Source organism: Ciceribacter azotifigens, assembly GCF_048159625.1.
Lineage (GTDB): Bacteria > Pseudomonadota > Alphaproteobacteria > Rhizobiales > Rhizobiaceae > Allorhizobium > Allorhizobium azotifigens.
This window is the reverse complement of record NZ_JBLQTA010000025.1, coordinates 1-22,506: the sequence shown is the minus strand read 5'-3', so window position 1 is coordinate 22,506 and position 22,506 is coordinate 1. Positions and strand designations below refer to the sequence as shown.

Genomic DNA, 22,506 nt, shown 5'->3' with positions numbered 1-22,506 from the left:
GGTTGCGGGGGCAGGATTTGAACCTGCGGCCTTCAGGTTATGAGCTTCGGGGAACCCCATAGTCCTCAACAAACCTCCATAAAAGACACCATATTTTTCATATACTTGGCTGGCCGTACTTGTTGGGGGATGTTGGCAATTCGGGAGTAGATTTGCTATCAAGTGTCCCTATATTGTCCCTACCGTCCCTGGCCCGCGAGGCGCTCATGGCCACTATCGAGAAGCGGAAGCAGACCGCGAACGGCGATACCTACTATCGGGTGCGCGTGCGCATCCAAGGGCTGCCCGAGAAGCAGAAAACCTTCACCCGGCTGACCGACGCCAAGCTCTGGGCGCAACAGACCGAAGCTGCCATTCGCCGTGGCGAGGTGACGAACGTCGTCACCAAGGCCAAGGGCAAAACCCTCGCCGATGTGATTACCCGATATCGTGAAGAGGTACTGCCGCACAAGGCGGAAAGCTCCCAACGGGCAGCGGAAAGCTATCTGAAGCACTGGGATGCGGCGCTGGGCCAGTATGCCCTCTCCTACCTCACGCCGGACCTGATTTCGGCGGAAGTGGCCAAGCTCGCCACGGCGGGCGACACGCGCCGTAAACTGAAAGAGGGTGAAGCGCCGCCAAAGCCCAAGAGCCGGAAAACCCAGAAGCTCTACCGCGACATGCTAGCCGTGCTGCTGAAGAACGCGAAAGCCTGGGGCTGGACGACGCAAAACCTGATGGAAGGCGTCAACCCCATCACCAACATTCGCAACGAACGCACCCGGTTCCTGAGCGATGAAGAGCGCACCGCCCTACTCGATGCCTGCAAGGCCAGCGACAATGACCAGCTTTTTACCGTGGTCGTCTTTGCTCTCTCAACCGGCGCGCGGAAAGGCGAAATCCTCGGCCTGACGCTGGCCGATGTGGACCTGAAGCGTAGCTCGGCCATCTTCCGGGATACCAAAAACGGCGACACCCGCGCCGCGCCCCTCGCCCGCCACCTTCGGGAGCTGCTGACCGAACAGGTTGCCAAGGCAGAAGCGCTTTACGATGAGCTACCCGACCCGCCGAAAACGCGCTGGCTGTTCCCGCGTGCTGACGGCCTCCAGCCCATCGACATCCGCACGGCCTGGGAGAACGCCCGCGACAAGGCCGAGCTGGAGGACTTTCGCTTCCACGACCTCCGTCACTCGACGGCCAGCTACCTTGCCATGAAGGGCGCAAGCCTCGTGGAAATCGCGGAAGTCCTGGGCCACCGGACGCTCCAGATGGTGCGCCGCTATGCGCACCTGTCGGAAAGCCACGTCAAAGGGCTGGTGGAAAGCCTGGGTGAGGACATTTTCCAACAGCCCGAATAGAGACGAAATATTTTCAAGAAAATACACGCGTTGGTTATTTCAAAACAATTCTTGGTTGTTATAATGTGGTCCATTTTTATTAATTTGTAACTAAATGGAAATCGTTAAGTAATGCGCCAACTCATTCTTCTTCTTTCTGCAACCACACAATCTGCCTGCGCCCTCACCTCCGTCGGTGGTTTCTATGTCGAGAGAGGCGGAAATCGGGTGGTCGACTCTCGGGAATGCATGGCTCACTGCATGAATACGCTGGATGGCCTCGTCTGCAAGGATATTGGCGAGGATATGGCAAAAGCCTGCAATGAATTTCTCCGAAAACAGAACTGAGCGGCCCGGATGACCTTCCTTCGGTTGACGTCCGGCCACCAAACGCGGCATAGATAAGGCTTCCTGCTCGTTTTGAGGCCCCGAGACCATGAGGTTACCATGGTTGACTACAGGGACCTGGCGACCGTGAAGCAGGTAGCGGCGGAAGCGCCGTTCATCACGGAAGCCACGCTGCGCTGGTGGATATTCCATGCGGAGACGAATGGACTGAAACCCGCGCTGCTGAAGATCGGTGGCCGGGTCTACATCGACCGCGCCGAATTCAACAAGTGGCTGGAGAGCCAACGCATGGCTCCGAAGCCGTTGAAGCCCGCGGCCTGACACGGCCCCTCTCCTCGACCGAAGCCTCGCCGCAAGGCGGGGCTTCTTTCATGATGACCATGAAGCCGATAAGGCTTCGGCTTGTTGCAGTACTGTCTGAACTGCCGCATCTTGCAAGTCAGGTGGATAGCCGTGTTTCCGCAGAATGCGTTTTACCAGAACACGCATCCGCGCCCGAGCGCTTTCAAGATGCGCCCAGTCAACGGTGATGTTCGATTTCAGGCTGGTCAGCAATTCATGAGCGATGACCTTCAAATGGTCATTGCCGATAATGTCTACCGCGCTATGATTCTCAGCGAGGGCGTCGTAGAAGGCTACCTCATCTTGGGACAGCCCGTCCTCGTCACCCCGCTTTCGAGATTCCCGGATGTCCTTCGCCAAGTTGATGAGTTCTTGAAGAACCTCAACAGTGCTGATGGCATTGGTGTGGTAACGCGCTATCGCCAGTTCAAGCCGCTCGGAAAAGCGCTTAGTTTCCGTGACATTCGACAGGCTGCGCGATTTTATCTCGTCACTGAGCAACTTCTTCAACGCTTCGAGCGCCAGATTCTTTTGCTCCATCTGTTTGACTTCCGCCAGAAACTCGTCCGATAGGATTGAAATATCCGGCGTCGTAATACCCGCTGCGCCTAGGATGTCGATGATTTCCGTAGATATCACGGCACGGTTTATAATCTGCTGAATGGCAAAGTCACGCTCCTGCTTAGTCATCCCGGCCGAGTCGGAAGACTTCACCAATGCAGCACGGATGGTCTGGAAGATAGCCAGTTCCTCTATCAGAGCGCGGGCCTCGTCGCTCCCTGCCGCAAGTGCATGTGCCTTGGAAAGCGCGAGCACCGCATCCTGATATCGCCGATGTACTCGTTTCCTGGCTTCGTCCGTCGTTTCCTTCGCGGCGGCTTTGTGCTGCTGGTCAAGAATCCACTCCAAGGCTTCGGCCAATACCTTCAGCCTTTCCTGAGGAGTACCTGTCAGCCCTCGAATGTAATCGAAGCCATGGAACATCGACTTCACCACATCATACTTCTCCAGCATGACGGCAACGGCTACCTCTTTGTCGATACCTGCCTGCCTGCGGTCAGAATCCGAATACTGCCCAAGGGCGTTTTGCAGATTCTGCCCGATGCCGATGTAATCGACGACCAACCCGGCAGGTTTGTCCCGGAACACGCGGTTCACCCGCGCGATGGCCTGCATCAGGCCGTGGCCGCGCATCGGCTTGTCGATGTACATCGTGTGCATCGAGGGCGCGTCGAACCCAGTCAGCCACATGTCCCGCACGATAACCAGCTTGAGAGAGTCATTCTCATCCTTCGCACGTTTTGCCAAGAGATCACGCCGTGCCTTAGTTCCGATATGCGGCTGCCAGGCTTGCGGGTCTGACGCAGAACCCGTCATGACGACCTTAACCAGCCCTTCCTTGTCATCTTCTGCATGCCAATGGGGACGAAGAGCGACGATTTCGTCATATAAGGCAACGCATATACGGCGGCTCATGCAGACAACCATTGCCTTGCCGTCCATGACCTCGACACGTTCCTCGAAGTGCTTCACCAAATCGGCGGCAATCAGTTTGAGGCGCTTCTCTGCACCGACCAGCGCCTCAACGGTGGACCACTTTCGTTTTATCCGCTCCTGTTCGGAACTGGCCTCGTCTTCGGTCAGTTCCTCTATCTCGGCATCGATCCTGGGCTTTTCATCTTCCGACAACTCGATGCGGGCGAGCCTGCTTTCGTAGTAGATCGGGACCGTCGCGCCATCCTCAACTGCACGGCTGATATCGTAAATATCGACGTAATTTCCGAATACCGCAGGGGTGTTGATATCGTCCTTCTCAATTGGCGTGCCGGTAAAGCCAATGAACGAGGCATTGGGAAGAGCATCGCGTAGATACTTCGCAAAACCGTAAGCAATTTCACCGGTCTTACGCTCAACCCGTGCCTTGAAACCATACTGACTACGGTGTGCCTCGTCGGCAATGACAATGACATTTCTGCGGCTGGTGAGGACGGGATAACTGTTCTCGCCCTTCGCTGGGGCAAATTTTTGAATAGTCGTGAAAATCACGCCGCCTGCGGCTCGGTTCAGATGTCTTTGCAGGTCTTCTCGGCTATCTGCCTGCACAGGCATTTGCCGAATGAGGTCGCGGCACATGGAAAAGGTGCGGAAGAGCTGATCGTCGAGATCGTTCCGGTCGGTAATGACGACGATGGTCGGATTTTCTAACTCGGCGCGGCGAACGAGTTGGCCCGCATAGAAAGCCATCAGCAGGCTCTTACCCGAACCCTGGGTGTGCCAAATGACGCCAGCCCGCCTGTCGCCATCCGGCTTGGTTGCCAAAACGGTACTGGTGACGGCATGACGGACCGCGTGAAACTGGTGATACCCAGCAAGAATCTTGATGATGCCTCTGCCGGTATCGCCAAAGACCACAAAGTCCCGAATTAGATCGAGAAAGCGCCGCTTCTCGAAGACGCCTTCGATAAGAACGGACATTTCCGGGCTACCCTTTGGCGCCACATCCTGCCCATCCGTGGTTCGCCACGGCATGAACCGCTCTTCGTCTGCCGTCAGCGAGCCGATCCGCGCCCAAAGCCCATCGGACGTGATCAGCACCGCATTGGTGCGAAACAAAGAAGGAATCTGACTTTTATAGGTCTGAAGTTGATTGAATGCCGAAGAAAGGGTAGCAGTTTCGGTGCCGGGGTTTTTCAGTTCCAGCACCGCAAGCGGAAGACCGTTTACAAATACCACCACATCCGGTCGACGATTGTAGCCGTTCTCTATCACCGTGAATTGGTTGATGACCAACCAATCATTGTTGTCCGGATTATCGAAGTCGATGAGCCGCACCGTATCGCCACGGATGTCGCCGTCTTGGCTGTGAAACTCAACCCCGATTCCCTCAGAAATCGCCGCGTGCAAACGGCGGTTCTCCTCCACCAGGGATGGGCTTTCCGCTGCAACCAGCTTCTTGAGGGCGTCCGCTCTTGCCTCCGGCGGAATATGCGGGTTCAGCCGATCAACGGCATCGCGCAACCGCTTCGCCAGATAAACATCTGAGTAAGCCTCCCGCTCTGGCGTTGCACCGTCTGGGGACACCACTGGCCCAAACGCGACGCTATAACCAAGTACACCAAATATCCCCAGCGCAGCTTCTTCGACGTGGTTCTCTGTAAATGCTGCCATTAGGTCGCCCCCGTGCGACGGTGGGCGGGCATATCCGCGACGACAATCTGATTGGAAGCAGGCTCCCAAAAATAATAAATCCTCAGGCAACGCCTCGGGTCGCGGGTGTTACCGCCATTTTTGATATGCCAATCTACGCTGAAGGTCTGGCCTTGCCACTTCGTTTCATATGTATCATCCCCACAGTGCGCATTCCGGATTCCGTCCGTGACTACCGCTTCGCGAACCGTACCATCCCCGCCTTCAATCCTCCGATCCCGGCATTCCGTAGCGAGCCAAACGAGGCACTTCGCAGCCTCTTCAACATCTTCGTATTCAGGAGATTTAACGCTTCGCCGAGCCGATGGCGTCAATACCAGACGCCCCGCCAGCTCTCGATCACACCAGTCGCCCAGCTCCTCCCAAGATTTTGGCAGGCTGGCATTGTCATCGACACTTTCCCCACGCTCTTTCAGCTTGGCGAGGAGGTGCTGTACCTGAAGCACGGACGCATGTTGGCGGCGTTCTGCATCTTTTGCGCGCTCCTCTGCCGCCGCCTGCTCTGCAAGGACGTACTTCTCAAACTCGCCCTTCTGATGCAATTCATCGTTAAGCGCGTCAATTCGCTTTTTCGCAGCCTCAAGCTGAGCGCCTTCACTCGCCCCACTGCTAACGAGTTCGGCTTGCTGAAGCTCAATGCTCAGGTTCCTGAGCGAAGGGAAAGGGATGATGTCTTTCCCAAGCTGAACATTCCGAACGCTGTAATCTGCAGCCGATCTGCGCAGTTGCCTCTTGCATGCCTGGATACCTTCAGGTTGAGCAAGGCTTTCAGCCAAGATCAACTTGTGGTCATACGGGTTGGCATCTGTTGCGAAACCCGGCAGAAAAGTCCGAACTGCGCCAAGGAATACCGATAGAGGCTTGCCGACACGATCCGTCAGATACCACGTATAGTCTGCCGGAAGCACAAATACATACGCAAGCCCAATGACAGCACGCGCCATCTCAACAGGGTCGATCAGCGGCTGTTCGGGATTTATGGCATTCGGCGGAACAGACAGAACGATTACGGGCAACCGACGCACCGGGCTCTCCAGCAGGTCCACAAGCGCTTCAGCATCTTCTTTTGATCGAATGATTGATGGTGCGGCAGATAACGGGACCGAATCAACGGATAAGCCACATTTATCTACCAACTGTTGGACGTAGCCAGGGCTCGCCGGCTCAATGGAGAAATTGTCCTCGTCCGTACTGACGAGGAGGCGAGCACTAAACTTGCAACTGGTCGCGCCTGAACTCCAGACCGTTACCTCTGTTGTCCAAACCCGGCCCGCAACGTTCTTGTCGGGATCATCAGCCCGGATAGCCCAGATATCGGCGTCGCTTGTCAGGAACCGGACGCCCCGACTGTTCCGTCCCCCAGAGAAATGTTCGAACTCCTCATGGTTCCACGCCTGCGGTGGCAGCCTCCCGCCACTTCTGTTCTGCGCCCAGGCAAGAATTTCTTTGCGCGCCGTTTCGGCGCTCGTCTCAACATCATCCGAAGGGAGATCAGCTACAATACGCAGGATTTCGTGCTCACGGACGACGCGAGGATAACGCGCCGCAAAAGGCCCCAACATCTCCGCCATGGTTGCTTTAGTCATTCTCCCCCCCATCCTTCATTCATTTTCAAACTAAGCCCTCATTGGCACCTTCTTTCTTGCGCTGACCCGCTAGCAAACGCTCATACACTCCCGAAGGTGGATAACGCACGGGTTCGTCAACACGCCATTCAGCAAAACGGACAACTTGATGCCCCTACCCCATCTTATTAATTAATAAGCACGCCCAGACTTTCGTTGCGCTTACTCCAAAGAATTGGTGCCACTTCATATTGTCGAAGCGCTTCCTCCACCGCTGAAGAAACTGCCCGGTCCCTATCATTCAAAACAGCAAAAGCTTTTGAGTCCTGAGGTCGGACATCTTTTGTATCTAACCATGAAAATGCGAGGGATTGAGCCGCATCCTTTGTTGGATTGTTTATCGCCCGCAGCAAACGCTCAGGAGCAGTCCGTGTTTTGGGAATGGCAAAATCAAACATATGATCAAAGCCTGACTTCCCAGTAAATTTAATGTTGGGGACATAGCGAATGTCATTCTCTTCCAGCCACGCAGCCACATCCTCAAGGAATATTGATGCAACGAACGGCTTCGCGAGATAAAATAAGTCGTTCACGGCAAGCATTGCTTGAATGAGATTGTGTTTTCTTAATGCAAAATTCTCTGCCGTCGCACGAACTTTTAGCTCCCCACGTTCATTCGTAATTCCAAACCCTGCTAATGTGATCTTTAATAGCTCTTGGCGCTTTTGAGTATCTAAAGCACATCCAGACATGGCCAAATCATCAATGATGTATCCGCCGTCCGACAAGACATATCCATCATTTTCCTTGCGTGCGTATATCTGAATACAATCATTGTGCCTATCTAGGAAAGGCGTCGTGATCTCAGCGGCGTCACCTACCAACTTGATATCAGTTTTGTCCTTGAGCCACTTTCTATAGTTGTCAATGAGAGCGCTCACTTCATCTATCATGTGAAAAGCCCTCTCCTTATGTTAGGAAAATACTCTATATTGCAGTACTTCATAAAATCGTAAAGTGTCTGAAATCCATCATTAATATTGGCAAAAATATCTGCCGGAGCTGGATATGCCCATTTGTCACCAAATCCTTCTTTATAAATATGGATATGCGGGCACGGTATTTCCTCACCATCAGGATTTCTGTGCGGCGGACCATTAAAGTCTAGGCGTAGTAAAACAACAACTTGATGCGATCGAATCTGGTTTGTTCCCTTCACAAGGTTAATGCGTCCACGCGCAACATCTAAAAAGAAGTTCTCCTTATAGTCGTTTGAAATAATCGGGATGTTTACCGATCCACCTAAATCGGGAAATGTATAGGTATCGCCGTTCTCTGCTCTCTTTTTCAAAGCAATGAGGCGATTTGCCTCCTCCTGCGAAATAATCAGTTCGGTCATGCCACCGCCTCCTCAACTACCTTTTCCGCGTCGCGGAGACGGATTTCGCCAGACATGAGCTTTGGCAGCAGCAGGTCGCGAGTCTGAGCGAGGGTTCGGGACTCATGAGCATTGGCGGCAATACGGTCGAATAGCGGTTCGATGCTCACTCCGAGCCGGTTCCACAAGGCGGGCGCGCCTGGCAATGCCGCCGCATAAGCTGAAATCATGTCGGCTTGCGCCCGTTGTCGGCCAGATGTTCCGGTCATGCTACGAATGGCGTGCCCACGGAAGTCATTCTCTCGGGCCAACAGGTAGCTGACGGGGGCCGGAACCGGAGGCCGAGCACGCATAACGATGAACTCTGTTGACCCCCACGCAACAACGCCGTCACCCAAGCCTTGGATATAGGCAGCCTTTCCATTCTCTAGGCACGGCGTAATTCTTGCTAAAAGCGCGTCGCCATCCCTGAACTTCATGCCGGAACCAAACTCACGTAGGATTGGAGGCTCAGTCACCGATCCTGACGTCGGAAGTGACGCCATGTCGATGTAAGGTGTAATCGTTCCCTTCTTCAGAGATTCAGTAGGGTTGAACTCTATCAAATCGGAGACTGTCCCAAGCCTCCACCCCTCCGGCAGGCCGGTTTCTTCGTCAAGGCGATCAGGGAATAGAGCCCAAAGGTCGGGGGCGAGGTAAGGCTCACGGCCTTCCATCTTGGCGCAGGTGGGGCCGAAATCGACAAACCAGTCACGGAACAGCGCCTGTGCCATGGCCTCCAGCGTCTCGTTTGTCTGCCGGTTCAGTTCGATTTTGTCGTCTAGTGCACCTAGAGCAGCGCCAATGCCCTGACGTGCGCTCGGAGAAAGATCGACAATCTCGAAATCCTGAAGAGACTGCCAAGCAACCCTCTGTCGACCAGATGTGCCGGTCATTTGCTGGATGGCAAACGCTCGGAACTCTGGAAGCCGTGAAATATAATAGATAAAGTCTTCATCGGTTTTTCGGGAAGGACGCATAACGATGAACTCAGTAGAGCCATGCCCGACTCCATCTCCAGGCAAGTGCCGGACCAGTCCGCCTTTTCCATTTTCAAGGCACGGTGTGATCCGAGCAAGCAGGGTGTCGCCATTTTGAAACTTACTTCCCGAACCGCTACTCTCGCGCAATACGAAACCGGAGATCGTTCGGTCGGCTGTTGGCAGTGCAGCCATATCTATAAACGGGAGTTCCACGCCGCGTGGCAATCGCGTCGGCGGGTTGAAGCTCAGGACATCCTTTAACTTCACGCCAAGACCCCAGAAAGTTTTTCGCGGATCGTTTCTGCTAGCTCTTCGCCTTTTGAGAACTGCGCGTTGAGCGTGGCTTGCAGTTCCTCGAACCGCTCGGCAAAGGGCATGCCGTCACCCTCGGCTGTCTCGGCCCCAACATATCGACCCGGCGTCAGAACATGTCCATGCGAACGGATTTCTTCGATGCTGGCGGACTTGCAAAAACCTGGGACGTCCTCATAGTCCCGGCCCTCGCGCCAGCGATGGTAAGTTTCTGCTATCTTGGCAACATCCTCATCCGCAAACTCGCGTCGCGTGCGGTCCACCATGTAGCCAAGCTTTCGGGCATCAATGAACAACACCTCGCCCTTGCGGTTGCGGAAACGCCCATTGCCCTTATTCCGTGAAAGGAACCACAGGCACGCAGGAATCTGGACGGAATAGAAGAGCTGCCCCGGTAGGGCGATCATACAGTCCACTACGTCGCCTTCAATCATTGCCTTGCGGATTTCCCCCTCACCCGACTGGTTGGACGACATTGATCCGTTGGCCAACACAACGCCGGCTGACCCGGTTGGAGACAAGTGGTGCAGGATATGCTGGAGCCAGGCAAAGTTGGCATTGCCTGCGGGCGGGATACCGTACTTCCAGCGCGCGTCCTCGCGGATACGCTCACCACCCCAGTCGGAGATGTTGAACGGCGGGTTGGCTAGAATGAAGTCAGCCCGGAGGTCCGGCAGTTCGTCCTTGTGGAAGGAGCCTTCGTTGTTCCACCTGATGTCGGCGTCGATACCCCGAACTGCGAGGTTCATCTTGCACAGACGCCACGTCGTGTAATTGGATTCCTGCCCATAAATGGCGATGTCGCCGATGCGTCCGCCGTGAGCCTCAACAAACTTCTCGGACTGAACGAACATACCGCCTGAGCCGCAGCACGGGTCATAGACGCGGCCCTTGTAAGGTTCCAGCATCTCGACCATTACCCGAACGACAGAGCGTGGCGTATAAAACTCGCCGCCGCGCTTGCCTTCGCTTCCGGCAAACTGGCCAAGGAAATACTCATAGACGCGGCCCAGTACATCGCGTGATTTATCCTTGCCCTCACCGAGCGCAATGCCAGAAATCAGGTCGATCAACTCGCCCAGCATGACAGCGTTGAGCGCTGGGCGGGCATAGTCCTTGGGTAGCACGCCCTTAAGCGATGAGTTGACCTTCTCGATGGCCAGCATGGCCTCGTCAATCAGCTTGCCAATGCCAGTCTGCTTTGCATTCGCCTGAAGATGGGACCAGCGAGCTTCCTTCGGCACCCAGAACACGTTTTCAGCCCGATATTCGTCAGGGTCTTCCGCACCGTCTGGGTAATCAGCCAAAAGCTCCGCACGCTTGGCCTCAAAGCTGTCGGAGATGTGCTTGAGGAAGATCAGGCCAAGGGCGACGTGCTTATAGTCGGACGGCTCCATGTTGCCGCGCAGCTTGTCAGCGGCTTTGAACAGCTCCGCTTCAAAACCCAAGCTGGCACCATTATTCTTGGTACCGTTGGCTTGCTCCTTCTTGGGACGCCCCCGTGCCATCAGCCTTCCTCGCTCTATTGCTTGTCTTCGGCGGTAGACTCAGTCGGAGCCAACTTGCCGGTCAATTTCTCGTATTCCTCCACTGCCACCACCACGACCACGCCCCTCCCGTGCTTCTCGATCATCACCGGCTCGGCGCGGGCGGTGTCGATGAGTAGCCCGAAGGCGTTCTTCGCCTCCTTGGCGGACATGGTTTTCATGGCATCAGCCTGAAGTGGACAATGTAGCCATAATAGACAAGTTCGCCCTCCGCGTGTACCGAAAATTGCCTCGCCGGAATACTCATCTAAAGCCCAAGCCCCAAGCCCCGCTCAAGGGCGCGTTTGCGCTCCAGTTCCCGCTTGCGTTCCTGGTGTTTGCGCCAGGCGCGTTCAAGCTGCTCCCGGCGTTCGTCGCTCAGGCGGGCGGTGCGGATCATCTCCCCGTTCAGGCGGTCGAGCGCACGGGCGCGGGATTTCACCTTCTCCAGCACGATCTCCCGCACCCGCTCGTAGCTGCCGCCCGTATGCTGGAGCATCTCATAGTCGCGCACGGCCCGGTCGAGTTGGCGGCGATGTAACTCTATCCGGCTCATGGCCACACCGACACGCTCGCGTGATTCCAGCCATTTCGCGCGTCGGTCCATCGCCTTGCGGAATGCCTTTTCTGCCGCCGCCCGCGCGGGGGATTTACCGCCCAGAATGTCAACGCCGCGCATATCGCCAAGCAGCGTGGCGTCCTTCTTCACCATGTCGGCCGCCTTCTGGAAACCGTGGTCGATTTCCAACTGAAGCCACGTCGCACGGGCTTTGGTGACATCTTTATAGGTGGCGGTCAGCGCCTCCATGAAACTGCGGAAGCGCACGTTCTCCCAATGCCGCTGGCGCTCCAGGTCGGCCTCAAGCCGCTTCTTCCGACACTCTTCGCTGGCGATGCGGCGCTGGGCGGCGCGGTAGCTCTCCTGCATAGCGCTCCAGTACAGGTATTCCTGATCGGCGCTGTCGGCGTGCTCGATGGGGTCGCGGGCACGTTCGGCCTTTAACTGGTCAGCCTCGTGCAGGCGTTTGCCGCGTTCCCGCTCTTCCGGCGGCATACCGTCATGCACCTTCGGCCCCTTGAGCCCTTCCTGCAACTCGTCGCGGCTGAGGCGGTCCGCCATCCAGAGGTCGTAACGCTCGCCGAAACGATCCTCCAGTTCCTTGAACCGCACCGCCCGACCCATGTCCGATAATTTGGCGTAGCCGCGCCCGTCCGTGATGACCAGCCCCTGCCCCTTGCGCACCATATGGTAGCCCTTGCCCGCTAGCCGGTCGGAGAGATTGTCCCAACTGGTCGCCTCCAGCAGGTCGAGGCGCAGGCGGTCTTTCACGTCCTGCACGCCGATAGCGTTGAGGGGCACAAGCTGGCGGGCTTCCTCCCGCTGGCTCCGGCGATAGTCACCATCGGTTATGGAGCGCGTGCGTTCCTTCTCCCGTTCGGCGGCACGGTCACGCGCGACGTTGAGGCCGCACTCCAAAGCAACCTCTCGGCACAGCGACGCCAGACGCGGGCCGTCATTGGTCTTGACCCACGCCCGCCCGGTCAGCGGATGCACGCGGTTGACCAGAAAGTGCATGTGAGGATGCTTTGTGTCGCGGTGGGCATAGATGAGCACCTGGTGCTCGGCCAGCCCCATGCGCTCGATGGTCTGGCCTGCAATCTCCCGCATCACCTGGTCGTTGACCTTCCCGGCCTTGGCATCGTTGGGGTCGAAGCTGATGATGAAGTGATACTGCGGCTGTTTGCACCGCGTACTGGCGGCGGCAGTGGCATCCATGCGGATGGCCGCTTTGCCCGGATCATCCGTCTCCAGGTTGCGGCTTTCCATCCACGCCACGCGGTCGGGCTTGTGGCCGTGGCTGCGCCCGGCAAGGTACAGGGCGGACGCCTTGAAGCTGGTCGGCTGGCGGCTGGGAATCTTGAACCGCATCCGGCCTACTCCCGCTCGCTCCGCCCCGGTTTGTCCCTGGCGGCTTCGTGCAGGGCCTCGGTTGCCGTTTTCAGGATGGCGAGCATCTCGTCCCGTTCAGCGGGGTCGATGTCCTTCCCCATGTTGGCGCGGCGGGCCACGCTGTTGACGACCACCCCGGCGCTGTTGAGCAGCTCTTTGCTGTCCTCCAGCATCCGCACAAGGTGCGGCCGGTCGAGAAGGCGGTCGAGCAACTGCCCGCCAACGTAATGCGCCCACTGGCCGTAGGTCTCGTCGCCGGTCGCAGTTTCCAACTGGCGGAGGTTGGTGGCGATGCGGGTGAGTTCCAGACTGATGTCGGTCCGGACGCGCTCCCGCCGGGCTTTGGCGCGCGGTCGGTTACCCTTGGCGGTCTCCCGCAGATAGTCGCTGATGCTCACCCCGGCGGCTTTGGCCTGTGCAGCCAGCCGCTCCCGGTCGCCCGGCGTCATGCGCACCTGCACCACCACGCTCAGGCGTTTGTCCGGTGGCAGGGCGGGCCGCGCCATGGCTACTGCACCCCTTCCCGGCTTGAGCCTCCAACGGAGGCGAATGCCCCCTTCCCCCTGAGACCTGCGTCAAGCGGCCGGAGCGATCCCGCGAACAGGGAGCGCGCCGTAGCCGCCGCACGTCCCCACACGGGGGCGGGCGTAGCAGCCGAAGGGGGCATGTTGGACGGAGAAACCCCCGACACGGAGTGCCCTGCAAGGGCGCGGAGAGGCCCCCAGCGGGGGCTGATGTCATGGGGGTTTTCGTAGTACAACATATATCTTGCCTCCCTCCCGTGGCACACGGCTTACCTTTACGGCTTATGCCGCCACAGTCCAGAGAAATGCTTGATATACGCTGACCTTTCGGACGCCAAAACGCCCCGCAACTCATACAGATTACTGCCGCCAGCACCCACCGACAAGTGTCAACAACCGACAAGCATCCGCAAGTGGATACAAAACAGCCGCCGCCGGAACCGGCTTTTTCCTGACAGCCGCCAGCCCGCGCGCCGCCGCCACGCATAAACACTCCCGCAGGGAACTCACCCAGTCGGCAAAGGCGGCCCCGTCGCGCCTCTTCTCGCGCGCTACCCTCTGCCCAGCGGCGAGCGACGACACGTCATCGAGTGAGCGCAGGCGATCCAGTTCCAACTGGCGGCGCGCCGACATCCGGCGGGCGACAAGAGAGCCGACCCGCCAGGGGGCATCCGGTCAACACGGGAGCGCAGCGAACGGAGCGGGCAGACCGGACGGCGACCTTGGGCAAGCCCGGCGGGGTCGGCATAAGCTGACAGAAGAGGGTATCGCTCCAAGGCGCGATCAAGAATCAACTCCGGCCCGATGAGAAGGATCGGGCGCGTGTCGCTTCAGATCACCGCCAGTCACACCAAAGGCCTTTGCCACGTTCGCAATCAACTGTACGGCCTGTTGAACAAGTGGTGCTGATCGGTCCACCCCGATTCTTACATAACATTCCTCAACGTCCGAACTCGACAAGTGGGCGTCGGCAGCGCGCAGGTCGTAGACGCCAAAAAGTGGAGACATTCTACTATATGCGTAGGTTTCGTCGGTGTATTTAGCTAGCAATGACTGAAGAAGTTTTAGCGTCCCCTTATCGGACCCGCTTTCTCCGAGCGCGATTAACAGGCTATTCTTATTAATTCTCTCTATTGTTGCCTTCACCACATCTTTCGCTAGCGATCGAAGCCCATTCTCGTCTATCGCACGGAAACGGTGAATCCTCCCTTCCAACACTTCGATCTCATGGTGATTTCTCAGTAGCTCGGCAGCAAACTTCTCTTGAAAGACGTGGGCTAGCCAAGAGATAGCGTTGTGGATCAAGAATTCTGGCGATTTGGTGTTTGCAGGATTGCAAGCCATTTGTACCTGCAGGAGCTCCTCAGAAACACCACCATCTGGCCGACAATTGTGTGCAGCCCAAATGCGTCGCTCCCAAAGTGGTCGACGAGCGACGTCATAGGCATAGGCGTTGATAAGGCCAAGTTTATTGACGCCAAAGTGCAGCAGCCAATCGGGGGATGGGGAAATACCGCCCGTGTCGTGGGTATACCAATTCATACTTGCCCCACGACGCGACAATAGGTCATTTACTACCTCCGGTTTGAACCAAAGATATTTCCCAACTTCCTCATAATTTAGTGTCTTCAGGTCAACTCTTCCTCCCCCGCCGTCAATCTGGACCATAAGAGCTTCATCAGGTTCTTCATAACCAATTCGGCAAGACTTCGCGGCAGGCTCGATCCACTCGCCGCGCCACATCTCGCCTGCAACAAGAAAGCGGCCGCCCTCATCACCTCGAACGCCTGTAGTGCTTTCCGTTTCCGTGGCTTCATCGTCATTGCCAGAGAAATCTGGGACTTCTTCCTCTGGGTCAACATCAGTTCTCCAAGCTTTGAACATTGCCCACGTCGTTCCGGGAGAATCACCTGATGCATCTATTTCGTTGCACCGAACTTCGAGGCGGTCGTTCGGCTTGGAAACGAGCGAAAAGTCTTTTGGCCATTCAAACTTTGGATCGTTCGGTATTATAGCTCGACGTTGACGATAGTAGTAGAGGCGAAGCGCGGCATTTCGTGCAGCCAAATAATCCTTCAGGTATTCCGACCGTATTTCTACAAATGTAATGGTTCCGTCGTCTCTACGTTTTAATCTGACCACTTGCTCATACCCTTCATTGGGGCGCAGCCAATAGTCGCCTTCTTCGATCAAGCCGTAGGCCAGAACGAAATCTTGATTGATAAAAACCTGCCGTGGGTGGGCGGAGTTGAGATAATGCGTTAGGACAAGCCTTAACCCTAGGCGCTCGTCCGGGTGGTCGTAGAAAGACTCGGCCTCAAAAAACTGACCGTCGTCTCCCACGTATGGGGTCGAGTTATCGAGCGTCCAGTAGTGCCAATCTAATTTTTCTGCCTTTTCACGTTTGTTGTTGAAGATAACGGCCGACCCAACGGCGAGCGTTTCTTCGACATGCCCAATATCAGGGTATCGCCCGCGCTCTAAAGGCAGCACTGTGCCGTATACTGGAATCCAAACGGCTCGGGAAAACATCCTGCGCCTGTGATCCTGCAACTCAAACCATTCTTTACTCAACACATCCATATGAAATCTCTTCCACGCGTTCAGGCGACACCATGCGGTGGTTGCTATCGTCAGCCATACTACATTTTACGTGCGTGTTTATTATTTCATAGCTGAATATTTGGCCAACAGGGTCTTCGCCGCGAGTGTACGGAAAGACCGACAAGCGCAGTGCAAGGAAGGGTATCGGAGCCCTCAATTTGGGACCAATCAGGTTGAAGAGAGCTCACCTAAACGGCGACTTGGTGATATAGGCAGCTTGGTCTGGGGCGCAAGTGCAGGAAGTCCCATTGGCAGATGGGGAGCAGTGAAGCCGTAACACGACGACTTACACACACTCCGCCCCTGTCAGTGCGCGGTAAAGCCGTGGGCAAGCGCGAAAATCAGGGTTACAAATCAACGGAAGAACAAGCTGCGAGGGGTCGTGTAGGAGGTCGCATGGTCTTCGGAAAATGGTTCGGCAGCGGCAGGAAGAGCGACGCCCCAAAACCACGTTCGGCGGCGGACGAGACCCGCGCGGCGTTCCTCCGGTCGCTCGACCCGATGTGGCGCGAGGCGTTCCTGCTGATCAACCACGACCCGGACGTGGACAAGGTCTTCAAGGACGAGATTTACGTCAACCTGCAAAAGGGCGAGTTGGAGGCGGTACGTAAAACCATCCGCTTCGTCCTCAAGGACATGAGCTCCGAACAGCAGGAGCGCGTCAAACACGCGGGGCAACATCTGGCGTGGGCAGACTTCGAGAGCCTGAGCGATGCCGGTATCCTCATCCCCAACAGCAAGACCGTGCCGATGGATGCGGTGGTCATCGGCAATCTGCCGCTGGACGGCATGGAGGCCACTGCCGATATCGTCTTTCACGGTCAGGGCCACCTGCTGACCGTCGCGCCGACCGGCGCGGGCAAGGGCCAGCACTACGTCATCCCCACCCTGCTGGATTTCGAGGGGCCGGTGGTGGTGCTGGACCCCAAGGGCGAGAACTACGCGCTGACCGCGTGGCGGCGGAACCTCTACGGCCAGGTCTATAAATGGGCACCGGGCGACGAGGACTCCGACTGCTACAACCCGCTCGACGCGGTGAAGAGCTGGGACGATGCCCGCCTGCTGGCGGATCTGCTGATCGTACCGCAGAGCAAGGAACCCTTCTGGGACAATGCCGCCAAGGATTTGCTGACCGGCCTGATCTTCTTCGTCATTCAGGCGCGTCCGGCCCACCGGCGCAACATGCGCGAGGTCTGCCGCCTGCTGGCGGGCAGCAAGGCCGATACCGAGGCGATGGTCGCCACCCTCAAAGGCGCGGATGATGAGCGCCTGCGCGAGTTGGGCAACGTGCTGGAATCCCAATCCGAGAACCTTCAGGCGTCCATTGCCACGACGCTGCGCACCCAACTGGAGGCATGGCGCGCGGAAGAGATTGTGGCGGTCACGTCCGCCACCACGCCCGGCTGGACGGTCGAGGAGATTTTGGTTCGGGACAATATGAACGTCACCCTGGCGGCGATGCAGGGTCGCCTGCCCGGCCATATGGAAGTCGGCCCCGGCCGCGTCGAACGCGGCATGCAGGCGTCGGTGTATCTTATCGTGCCGCCGGACAGGATGAGCGCCTACCGCTCCGTCCTCCGTGTCATGCTGGGCCAGCATTTGGCCGAAGCGATCAAGTGGCGGGCGGACATCGACAAAAACAACAAGCTCGATGAGGACTTGCCGGAGAGCTTCCCGGACTTCCCGATCATGTTCTACCTCGATGAGCTGCCGCAGCTTGGCTACATGCGCATCGTCGAGGAAGCGGTGGCGATTACGCGCAGCTACCGCGTGCGCCTGTGGCTGTTCACCCAGGACATGGCGCAACTCAAAGAGGTCTATCCGAAATGGGAAAGCCTGCTCGCCAACTGCCGCGCCCAGATCTTCTTCCGGCCGAATGACCTGAGCACCGCGACGGACATCGCCATGCGCCTCGGGCGGCGGAAGGACATCTGGGGCGGCGAGGATTGGGTGGCCTCCCCGCAAAAACTCATGGGACAGGAGTTCCGGGGCGATGCCGTCATCTTCATGGACGGCCATACGATCCGCTCCAAGCTCGGGGAACCGGCCTTTCGCAATCCGAACCTTCAGGAATGGATCGCCAAACAGAAACGCATATTCGGCGAAGAGGTCATGCGCGCACCAAGGCCGGAAATACCCGCACCCGAGGCGGATGAACCGCCGGAGCCGGAGACAGAAAGCGCCCCTCTAAAAGAACGGGACGCCGATCTGGCCGATGATCCGGAGTATCAGGCCGAGCTTGCTGCCCTTCAGGCCCGGATGCGGGCAAAGCGTGAACCCCCGAAGGCACCCGCTTCAAGCACGCCAAAGCCACCGAGTTTTGATGATTGAGGTCGGGAGAGAATGGAATTGCAGCCGATGCACCAAATCAAAAATGGCGGAAACCCGTTGCACTAAATTTGCACCAATTTTGGTTTTTCACTCAAAAAGTGGTGGGTGTGGTGGGATTTGAACCCACACTGGAAGGATTTTAAGTCCTGCAAAAGGGGTATAATTTGTATACAATAATTATTTAATTATATAAATATCAATAGTTTATTTTGTCGCAATTTGCAAATATTTATGTTAAAAATCGCTCTTTTTTGACAGTCGTTGCACTAAATTTGCACCAAATTTCTGACCCGATGACATTGCTTTTACTGTATAAATTCACAATACCATAAATAAAGTACGTGTGGATTTCAGCAGTGTCGTGGATTTCGGAACGAAAGAAAAAGGACGGGACGATTCAGTATAAAGCGGTCGTTCGTGTCAAAGGATACCCTACCCGGACGGCGACCTTTACCCGTAAGACAGATGCCCAGAAATGGGCCAAACAGGTTGAAGTGCAGATGGAGGAAGGTCGGCACTCCAAAGACGGGGACAGCCGATACCGCACCTTTGGCGATATGATCGACCGCTACATCCGCGACGTGGTTCCCGTCCGCCATAACCGACGCCTAGCCCGCAATGCAATCCTTTGCCACCTCCGTTGGTGGAAAGAGCAATTGGGTGCCGAACTCCTGACCGAGGTCTCCGCCCCCAGAATCGTCGAAATGCGCGACCGTCTGCTCCGGAGCCCGGCCGTCGATTCAAAGGGCAAACCTTATGTGGATGCGGAGGGCAATGTGCGCAGGTCCAAGTCACCCGCAACGGTCGTGAGGTATCTGGCCAGCCTTTCCGTCGTCTACACCACCGCCGTCAACGAATGGGAATGGGCGGATCACAACCCGGTCAAAAAGGTGCGGCGGCCGCGCGAACCGATGGGCCGGGTCCGCTTCCTGTCCGACACTGAACGCTCTGCCCTGCTCGATGCCTGCCGTGACAGTGCCAATCCCCTGCTGTATCCGATTGTCGTCCTCGCCCTCAGCACCGGCGCGCGCAATAACGAAATCCGCTCCCTCACCTGGTCCCAGGTCGATTTGGAGCGGCGTGTCATTCGCCTGATCGAAACCAAGAACCGGGAACGCCGCGCCCTCCCTCTAACGGGCCTCGCGTTCGACCTCATGCAGGACCTGCACGCCAATCGCCGGGAGGATACCGAACTGGTGTTCCCGCGCCCGGATGGCAAGAAGCCCGTCTTCATCGAAAACGACTGGAACAAGGCGCTGACCGAAGCCGGTATCGAGGACTTCCGTTTCCACGACCTCCGCCACACGGCAGCGAGTTACCTGGCGATGAACGGTGCGACACTGGCCGAAATTGCCGAAGTCCTCGGCCACAAGACCCTGCAAATGGTCAAGCGCTACGCGCATATGAGCGAGCAGCACACCATGGGCGTGGTCGAGCGCATGAACCGGGCGATCTTTTCTCCCCCGGCCAACGACAACGCGCCACCTTCGGAACAAGGGGCAGCGCGGACGGCCGAGAAGAAACAGCGCTGAACTATCCAACGATTTAGCAGCACATAAAGATGGGGATTCTACACCCCGATTTCATCCTGTGGAGGTTGACAGGGTGCTTTCAGGATTCGTCATCCCAACAACAGACATATTCAGACAAAACCTTTTGAGGACCATCATGAATGACTGTTGCACTCGAAAACCTGATGACCGTGAAGCAACTCGCGGCCGCCTACCCCGCTTTTACCGAACCCATGATCCGCTGGTGGATTTTCAATGCGGATACCAATGGGTTCAATGTCTGCATCATCCGCATTGGCGGACGGGTGCTGATTGACCGCGCGGCATTCGAGCACTGGCTAGAGGCGCACCGCGCGGCCAGCTTTACACCCGAATCTGCGTAGGCTGATCCTACTGGCCGTGGCTGGGTGCGTGTCGGTTTTACATGCGGCTGGCCGTCCGGCAGAGCTTTCCGCTCTTATTTCAACCGGAAATCTCAAGCGCTATCAACCGCTTAGAATTATTGTTGAGTTAGCATCAGATAACTGAAACTATTTTGACAGAGGTAGGTGGTATGCTGGAGATAGCCGAAAAAGACATTCTGCAAAGCTTGGAGCGTGAGCTTGCGGATGGTTGAAAATCTGGTGTCGGCGGCTGATTGATGGTCTCGTCGTCGAGCGTTGGCTTGAGGCGCACTGCGTCAGTAGGCCAGAACCTGCTGAGACCGTCTAGGTCAGCGCCTTTCTGGCGTCCTCATGCTCGAAGGCGGACGCCATGCGCTCGATCTCGCGCGCTGATATGCCCAGCTTCGCGGCCTCCCCACGCCAGTTGGCAACGGTACGTGCCACCTGCTGGGCGATGGCCTTCGCGTCTGTCTGTTTCAGGCCATAATATTCCGCCGTCTCCAGCGCCAGCTCTATCGAGGCCGTTGAGTCGTCCATGTCGATGGCTGTGGAGAGCACACGCGGGCGAATGTCCACGGGGACGGGATTGAGATCGTAGGCGGGCGACAATCGCCAGCCTTCATGGCTGCCGTAGAGGAACCCGTGATTCCGCAGGTGGTCGTCGGTGTTGGAGATAAGCACGCTGAAGACGATCCGCCGCCAGAGCTGAGCCAGATCGTCCTTGGTCGCAGCCCCGTACTGCCGCAGGGCGTCGGCGATCTCCAGATAGGAATGTTGTTCGTTGTCGTTCGCGCCCAACATGCTCATGGCGGACAGGAACGGGATGCGCTGCCCCCCGGCGCGGTCGAAGCGGCGAATGAGGATGACCGGCTTGTCGCCTATCATCTCGATGCGCCATTCGGGCACCCCAATCCCAGCCTTCTCGGCCAGAGACAGGGCAACCCCCTCCCACAAGACGACGTTGATGTCATCCTGCTTGTGCGGGAACTTGGCCAGCGCCAGGTGGCCGTCATGGTCGCGAACGGACGCCTTGGGCCGCGCTCCGCCCAGGGATGACCCGGGCACGATCAGGAGGCGCAGGTCTTCGTCATCTTCTTCCTCGTTGGCAACCCGCTCGGCGGCGGACAGCAGACGGGGCAACTCTATCAGGGGCGGAATCCGCATGCCGTCTTCCGGCGCAAGGAAAAGCCCATCCGGCTCGGCCTTGAACCGCAAGGCCCCCTGGCGTGCCACGTCGTCCACCAGCAACAAAAAGTCAGCCTCGAACAGCGTGCTCGGTGTCTGTTTCTCCCGCTCGGCGCGGCGACGTTCTGCCCGGCGCATGAGCACCCGCCCCCAACGATCCGGGGCGGAATCACCAATCGCGCCAAAGAGCGCCTTTTCCGGCGGCGTGTGGAACGGCCCCGGCGCGAGCGTCAACGCGGGCTCCAGCGCAAAGCGCTCCGGGTGTGCAAGCCATGTCGGGTCGTATTCAAACGACGCGCTTTCCCGTCCCTTGCGCACACGCGACCACAGGCGACCGACGAGAATGGGTTCACTGTGCAGGTCTATATAGACGAAAATCTCGCGGTCCATCAGCCGGTCCCCTTGGGCTTGTTCGGGCTGCGGATGCGCTGCGGCAGCAGGTCATCTTCGAGGCTGAGGCCGATGGTGTCATGCTTGGGGTCGGCCAATTCGGCCAGACGCTCGGTCATGCCGAGGACGAAGAGCACCGTGGCGTAGATGCCCAGGCTGACGCTGGGATCGCCCTTCTCGACCTTGGTGAGCGTCACGCGGCTGATGAGCGCGCGCTCGGCCATGATCGTCGTCGGGATTCTCCGGCGGCGGCGCGCATCACGGATGTCCGCACCCAGCTTCTTGAGGGCACGACGTACCGGGATTGGCAATGTGGCTTCGGGTTTGGCGCTCATACTGCTCACCATGTTTTACACTATCCTATTTAGCGTAAGCGTTAGTGAACATTATTTCAAGGATGGCAAGCCCTAATCATTTATTGGGAATCGTTGAGCCAGATTGTGCCTGACTGTCCCTAATTTGTCCCTAAACGCGAGAAAGCCCCGTCCGTGAGGATCGGGGCTTTCTGTAATATCGTGTCTTTTCAGACAGTTGCTTGGTTGCGGGGGCAGGATTTGAACCTGCGACCTTCAGGTTATGAGCCTGACGAGCTACCGGGCTGCTCCACCCCG

General features: G+C 57.3%; 18 protein-coding genes. 5 read left to right on the top strand and 13 right to left on the bottom strand.

The genetic code is table 11. The features are described 5' to 3' along the window. The first annotated feature begins 206 nt into the window (after nt 1–206). The gene (locus ACM6UT_RS22210) at nt 207–1,337 is read left to right on the top strand and encodes a site-specific integrase (protein WP_416799485.1); all 1,131 of its coding nucleotides are present in this window, start codon (nt 207–209) and stop codon (nt 1,335–1,337) included. 90 nt (nt 1,338–1,427) lie between these two features. Here the strand turns inward: ACM6UT_RS22210 and ACM6UT_RS22205 are convergent, their stop codons facing one another. Further along, a complete protein-coding gene (locus ACM6UT_RS22205; RefSeq protein ID WP_416799484.1) occupies nt 1,428–1,715 on the bottom strand; it encodes a hypothetical protein in 288 nt (95 codons plus the stop codon). Between the two features lie 48 nt (nt 1,716–1,763). Between ACM6UT_RS22205 and ACM6UT_RS22200 the strand changes: the two genes are divergently transcribed. Beyond that, nucleotides 1,764–1,985 carry a helix-turn-helix domain-containing protein gene (locus tag ACM6UT_RS22200; RefSeq protein ID WP_013651418.1) on the top strand — a complete coding sequence of 74 codons (222 nt, stop codon included), beginning with the start codon at nt 1,764–1,766 and terminating at the stop codon, nt 1,983–1,985. Between the two features lie 48 nt (nt 1,986–2,033). Here ACM6UT_RS22200 and ACM6UT_RS22195 read toward each other — a convergent pair whose 3' ends face one another. The 10 genes from ACM6UT_RS22195 to ACM6UT_RS22150 form a co-directional block, all read right to left on the bottom strand. Next, on the bottom strand, nt 2,034–5,174 hold the full coding sequence (locus ACM6UT_RS22195; protein ID WP_416799483.1) for a type I restriction endonuclease subunit R: 3,141 nt from the start codon (nt 5,172–5,174) through the stop codon (nt 2,034–2,036). Beyond that, the gene (locus ACM6UT_RS22190; protein ID WP_416799482.1) at nt 5,174–6,799 is read right to left on the bottom strand and encodes a hypothetical protein; all 1,626 of its coding nucleotides are present in this window, start codon (nt 6,797–6,799) and stop codon (nt 5,174–5,176) included. The genes ACM6UT_RS22195 and ACM6UT_RS22190 overlap by 1 nt, the downstream gene beginning before the upstream one ends. 167 nt (nt 6,800–6,966) lie before the next feature. Continuing rightward, nucleotides 6,967–7,731, bottom strand: a complete 765-nt coding sequence (locus tag ACM6UT_RS22185) for a DUF1829 domain-containing protein (protein ID WP_416799481.1) — start codon at nt 7,729–7,731, stop codon at nt 6,967–6,969. Next, on the bottom strand, nt 7,728–8,177 hold the full coding sequence (locus ACM6UT_RS22180) for a DUF6978 family protein (protein WP_416799480.1): 450 nt from the start codon (nt 8,175–8,177) through the stop codon (nt 7,728–7,730). The genes ACM6UT_RS22185 and ACM6UT_RS22180 overlap by 4 nt, the downstream gene beginning before the upstream one ends. Continuing rightward, nucleotides 8,174–9,445: a restriction endonuclease subunit S gene (locus ACM6UT_RS22175; protein ID WP_416799479.1), complete on the bottom strand. Its 1,272-nt coding sequence runs from the start codon at nt 9,443–9,445 to the stop codon at nt 8,174–8,176. Before ACM6UT_RS22175 ends, ACM6UT_RS22180 begins: the two co-directional genes overlap by 4 nt. Then, nucleotides 9,442–10,998 (bottom strand): class I SAM-dependent DNA methyltransferase, encoded by a 1,557-nt coding sequence (locus ACM6UT_RS22170; RefSeq protein ID WP_416799478.1) that lies wholly within the window; start codon nt 10,996–10,998, stop codon nt 9,442–9,444. The genes ACM6UT_RS22175 and ACM6UT_RS22170 overlap by 4 nt, the downstream gene beginning before the upstream one ends. Before the next feature lie 14 nt (nt 10,999–11,012). Continuing rightward, nucleotides 11,013–11,198, bottom strand: a complete 186-nt coding sequence (locus ACM6UT_RS22165) for a type II toxin-antitoxin system prevent-host-death family antitoxin (protein ID WP_416799477.1) — start codon at nt 11,196–11,198, stop codon at nt 11,013–11,015. 86 nt (nt 11,199–11,284) lie between these two features. Then, on the bottom strand, nt 11,285–12,946 hold the full coding sequence (locus ACM6UT_RS22160) for a relaxase/mobilization nuclease domain-containing protein (protein WP_416799476.1): 1,662 nt from the start codon (nt 12,944–12,946) through the stop codon (nt 11,285–11,287). Nucleotides 12,947–12,951: 5 nt separating this feature from the next. Continuing rightward, complete coding sequence (locus tag ACM6UT_RS22155; RefSeq protein ID WP_416799475.1) at nt 12,952–13,473, bottom strand: plasmid mobilization protein; 522 nt, start codon at nt 13,471–13,473, stop codon at nt 12,952–12,954. Nucleotides 13,474–14,274: 801 nt separating this feature from the next. After that, entirely contained in the window at nt 14,275–16,074 is a 1,800-nt protein-coding gene (locus tag ACM6UT_RS22150; RefSeq protein ID WP_416799474.1) for a hypothetical protein, read from the bottom strand. 417 nt (nt 16,075–16,491) lie between these two features. On the opposite strand from ACM6UT_RS22150, the gene ACM6UT_RS22145 reads away from it, so the two are divergent. The 3 genes from ACM6UT_RS22145 (at nt 16,492) to ACM6UT_RS22135 (ending at nt 20,320) form a co-directional block, all read left to right on the top strand. Next, nucleotides 16,492–18,426 carry a type IV secretory system conjugative DNA transfer family protein gene (locus ACM6UT_RS22145; RefSeq protein WP_416799473.1) on the top strand — a complete coding sequence of 645 codons (1,935 nt, stop codon included), beginning with the start codon at nt 16,492–16,494 and terminating at the stop codon, nt 18,424–18,426. A 356-nt stretch (nt 18,427–18,782) separates the two neighbouring features. After that, on the top strand, nt 18,783–19,958 hold the full coding sequence (locus ACM6UT_RS22140; protein WP_416799472.1) for a tyrosine-type recombinase/integrase: 1,176 nt from the start codon (nt 18,783–18,785) through the stop codon (nt 19,956–19,958). 140 nt (nt 19,959–20,098) lie between these two features. Next, nucleotides 20,099–20,320 (top strand): DNA-binding protein, encoded by a 222-nt coding sequence (locus ACM6UT_RS22135; RefSeq protein WP_416799471.1) that lies wholly within the window; start codon nt 20,099–20,101, stop codon nt 20,318–20,320. Nucleotides 20,321–20,644: 324 nt separating this feature from the next. Here ACM6UT_RS22135 and ACM6UT_RS22130 read toward each other — a convergent pair whose 3' ends face one another. Beyond that, nucleotides 20,645–21,895, bottom strand: a complete 1,251-nt coding sequence (locus ACM6UT_RS22130; RefSeq protein ID WP_416799470.1) for a type II toxin-antitoxin system HipA family toxin — start codon at nt 21,893–21,895, stop codon at nt 20,645–20,647. After that, entirely contained in the window at nt 21,895–22,230 is a 336-nt protein-coding gene (locus ACM6UT_RS22125; RefSeq protein ID WP_416799469.1) for a hypothetical protein, read from the bottom strand. The genes ACM6UT_RS22130 and ACM6UT_RS22125 overlap by 1 nt, the downstream gene beginning before the upstream one ends. Nucleotides 22,231–22,506 lie beyond the last annotated feature (276 nt).

Coding starts and splice junctions, on each gene's coding strand:
- ACM6UT_RS22210 (WP_416799485.1), top strand. CDS start 207: ATGGCCACTATCGAGAAGCGGAAGCAGACCGCGAACGGCGATACCTAC.
- ACM6UT_RS22200 (WP_013651418.1), top strand. CDS start 1,764: ATGGTTGACTACAGGGACCTGGCGACCGTGAAGCAGGTAGCGGCGGAA.
- ACM6UT_RS22125 (WP_416799469.1), bottom strand. CDS start 22,230: ATGAGCGCCAAACCCGAAGCCACATTGCCAATCCCGGTACGTCGTGCC.
- ACM6UT_RS22205 (WP_416799484.1), bottom strand. CDS start 1,715: ATGCCGCGTTTGGTGGCCGGACGTCAACCGAAGGAAGGTCATCCGGGC.
- ACM6UT_RS22195 (WP_416799483.1), bottom strand. CDS start 5,174: ATGGCAGCATTTACAGAGAACCACGTCGAAGAAGCTGCGCTGGGGATA.
- ACM6UT_RS22160 (WP_416799476.1), bottom strand. CDS start 12,946: ATGCGGTTCAAGATTCCCAGCCGCCAGCCGACCAGCTTCAAGGCGTCC.
- ACM6UT_RS22165 (WP_416799477.1), bottom strand. CDS start 11,198: ATGAAAACCATGTCCGCCAAGGAGGCGAAGAACGCCTTCGGGCTACTC.
- ACM6UT_RS22170 (WP_416799478.1), bottom strand. CDS start 10,998: ATGGCACGGGGGCGTCCCAAGAAGGAGCAAGCCAACGGTACCAAGAAT.
- ACM6UT_RS22190 (WP_416799482.1), bottom strand. CDS start 6,799: ATGACTAAAGCAACCATGGCGGAGATGTTGGGGCCTTTTGCGGCGCGT.
- ACM6UT_RS22145 (WP_416799473.1), top strand. CDS start 16,492: ATGGTCTTCGGAAAATGGTTCGGCAGCGGCAGGAAGAGCGACGCCCCA.
- ACM6UT_RS22185 (WP_416799481.1), bottom strand. CDS start 7,731: ATGATAGATGAAGTGAGCGCTCTCATTGACAACTATAGAAAGTGGCTC.
- ACM6UT_RS22130 (WP_416799470.1), bottom strand. CDS start 21,895: ATGGACCGCGAGATTTTCGTCTATATAGACCTGCACAGTGAACCCATT.
- ACM6UT_RS22150 (WP_416799474.1), bottom strand. CDS start 16,074: ATGGATGTGTTGAGTAAAGAATGGTTTGAGTTGCAGGATCACAGGCGC.
- ACM6UT_RS22155 (WP_416799475.1), bottom strand. CDS start 13,473: ATGGCGCGGCCCGCCCTGCCACCGGACAAACGCCTGAGCGTGGTGGTG.
- ACM6UT_RS22180 (WP_416799480.1), bottom strand. CDS start 8,177: ATGACCGAACTGATTATTTCGCAGGAGGAGGCAAATCGCCTCATTGCT.
- ACM6UT_RS22135 (WP_416799471.1), top strand. CDS start 20,099: ATGACTGTTGCACTCGAAAACCTGATGACCGTGAAGCAACTCGCGGCC.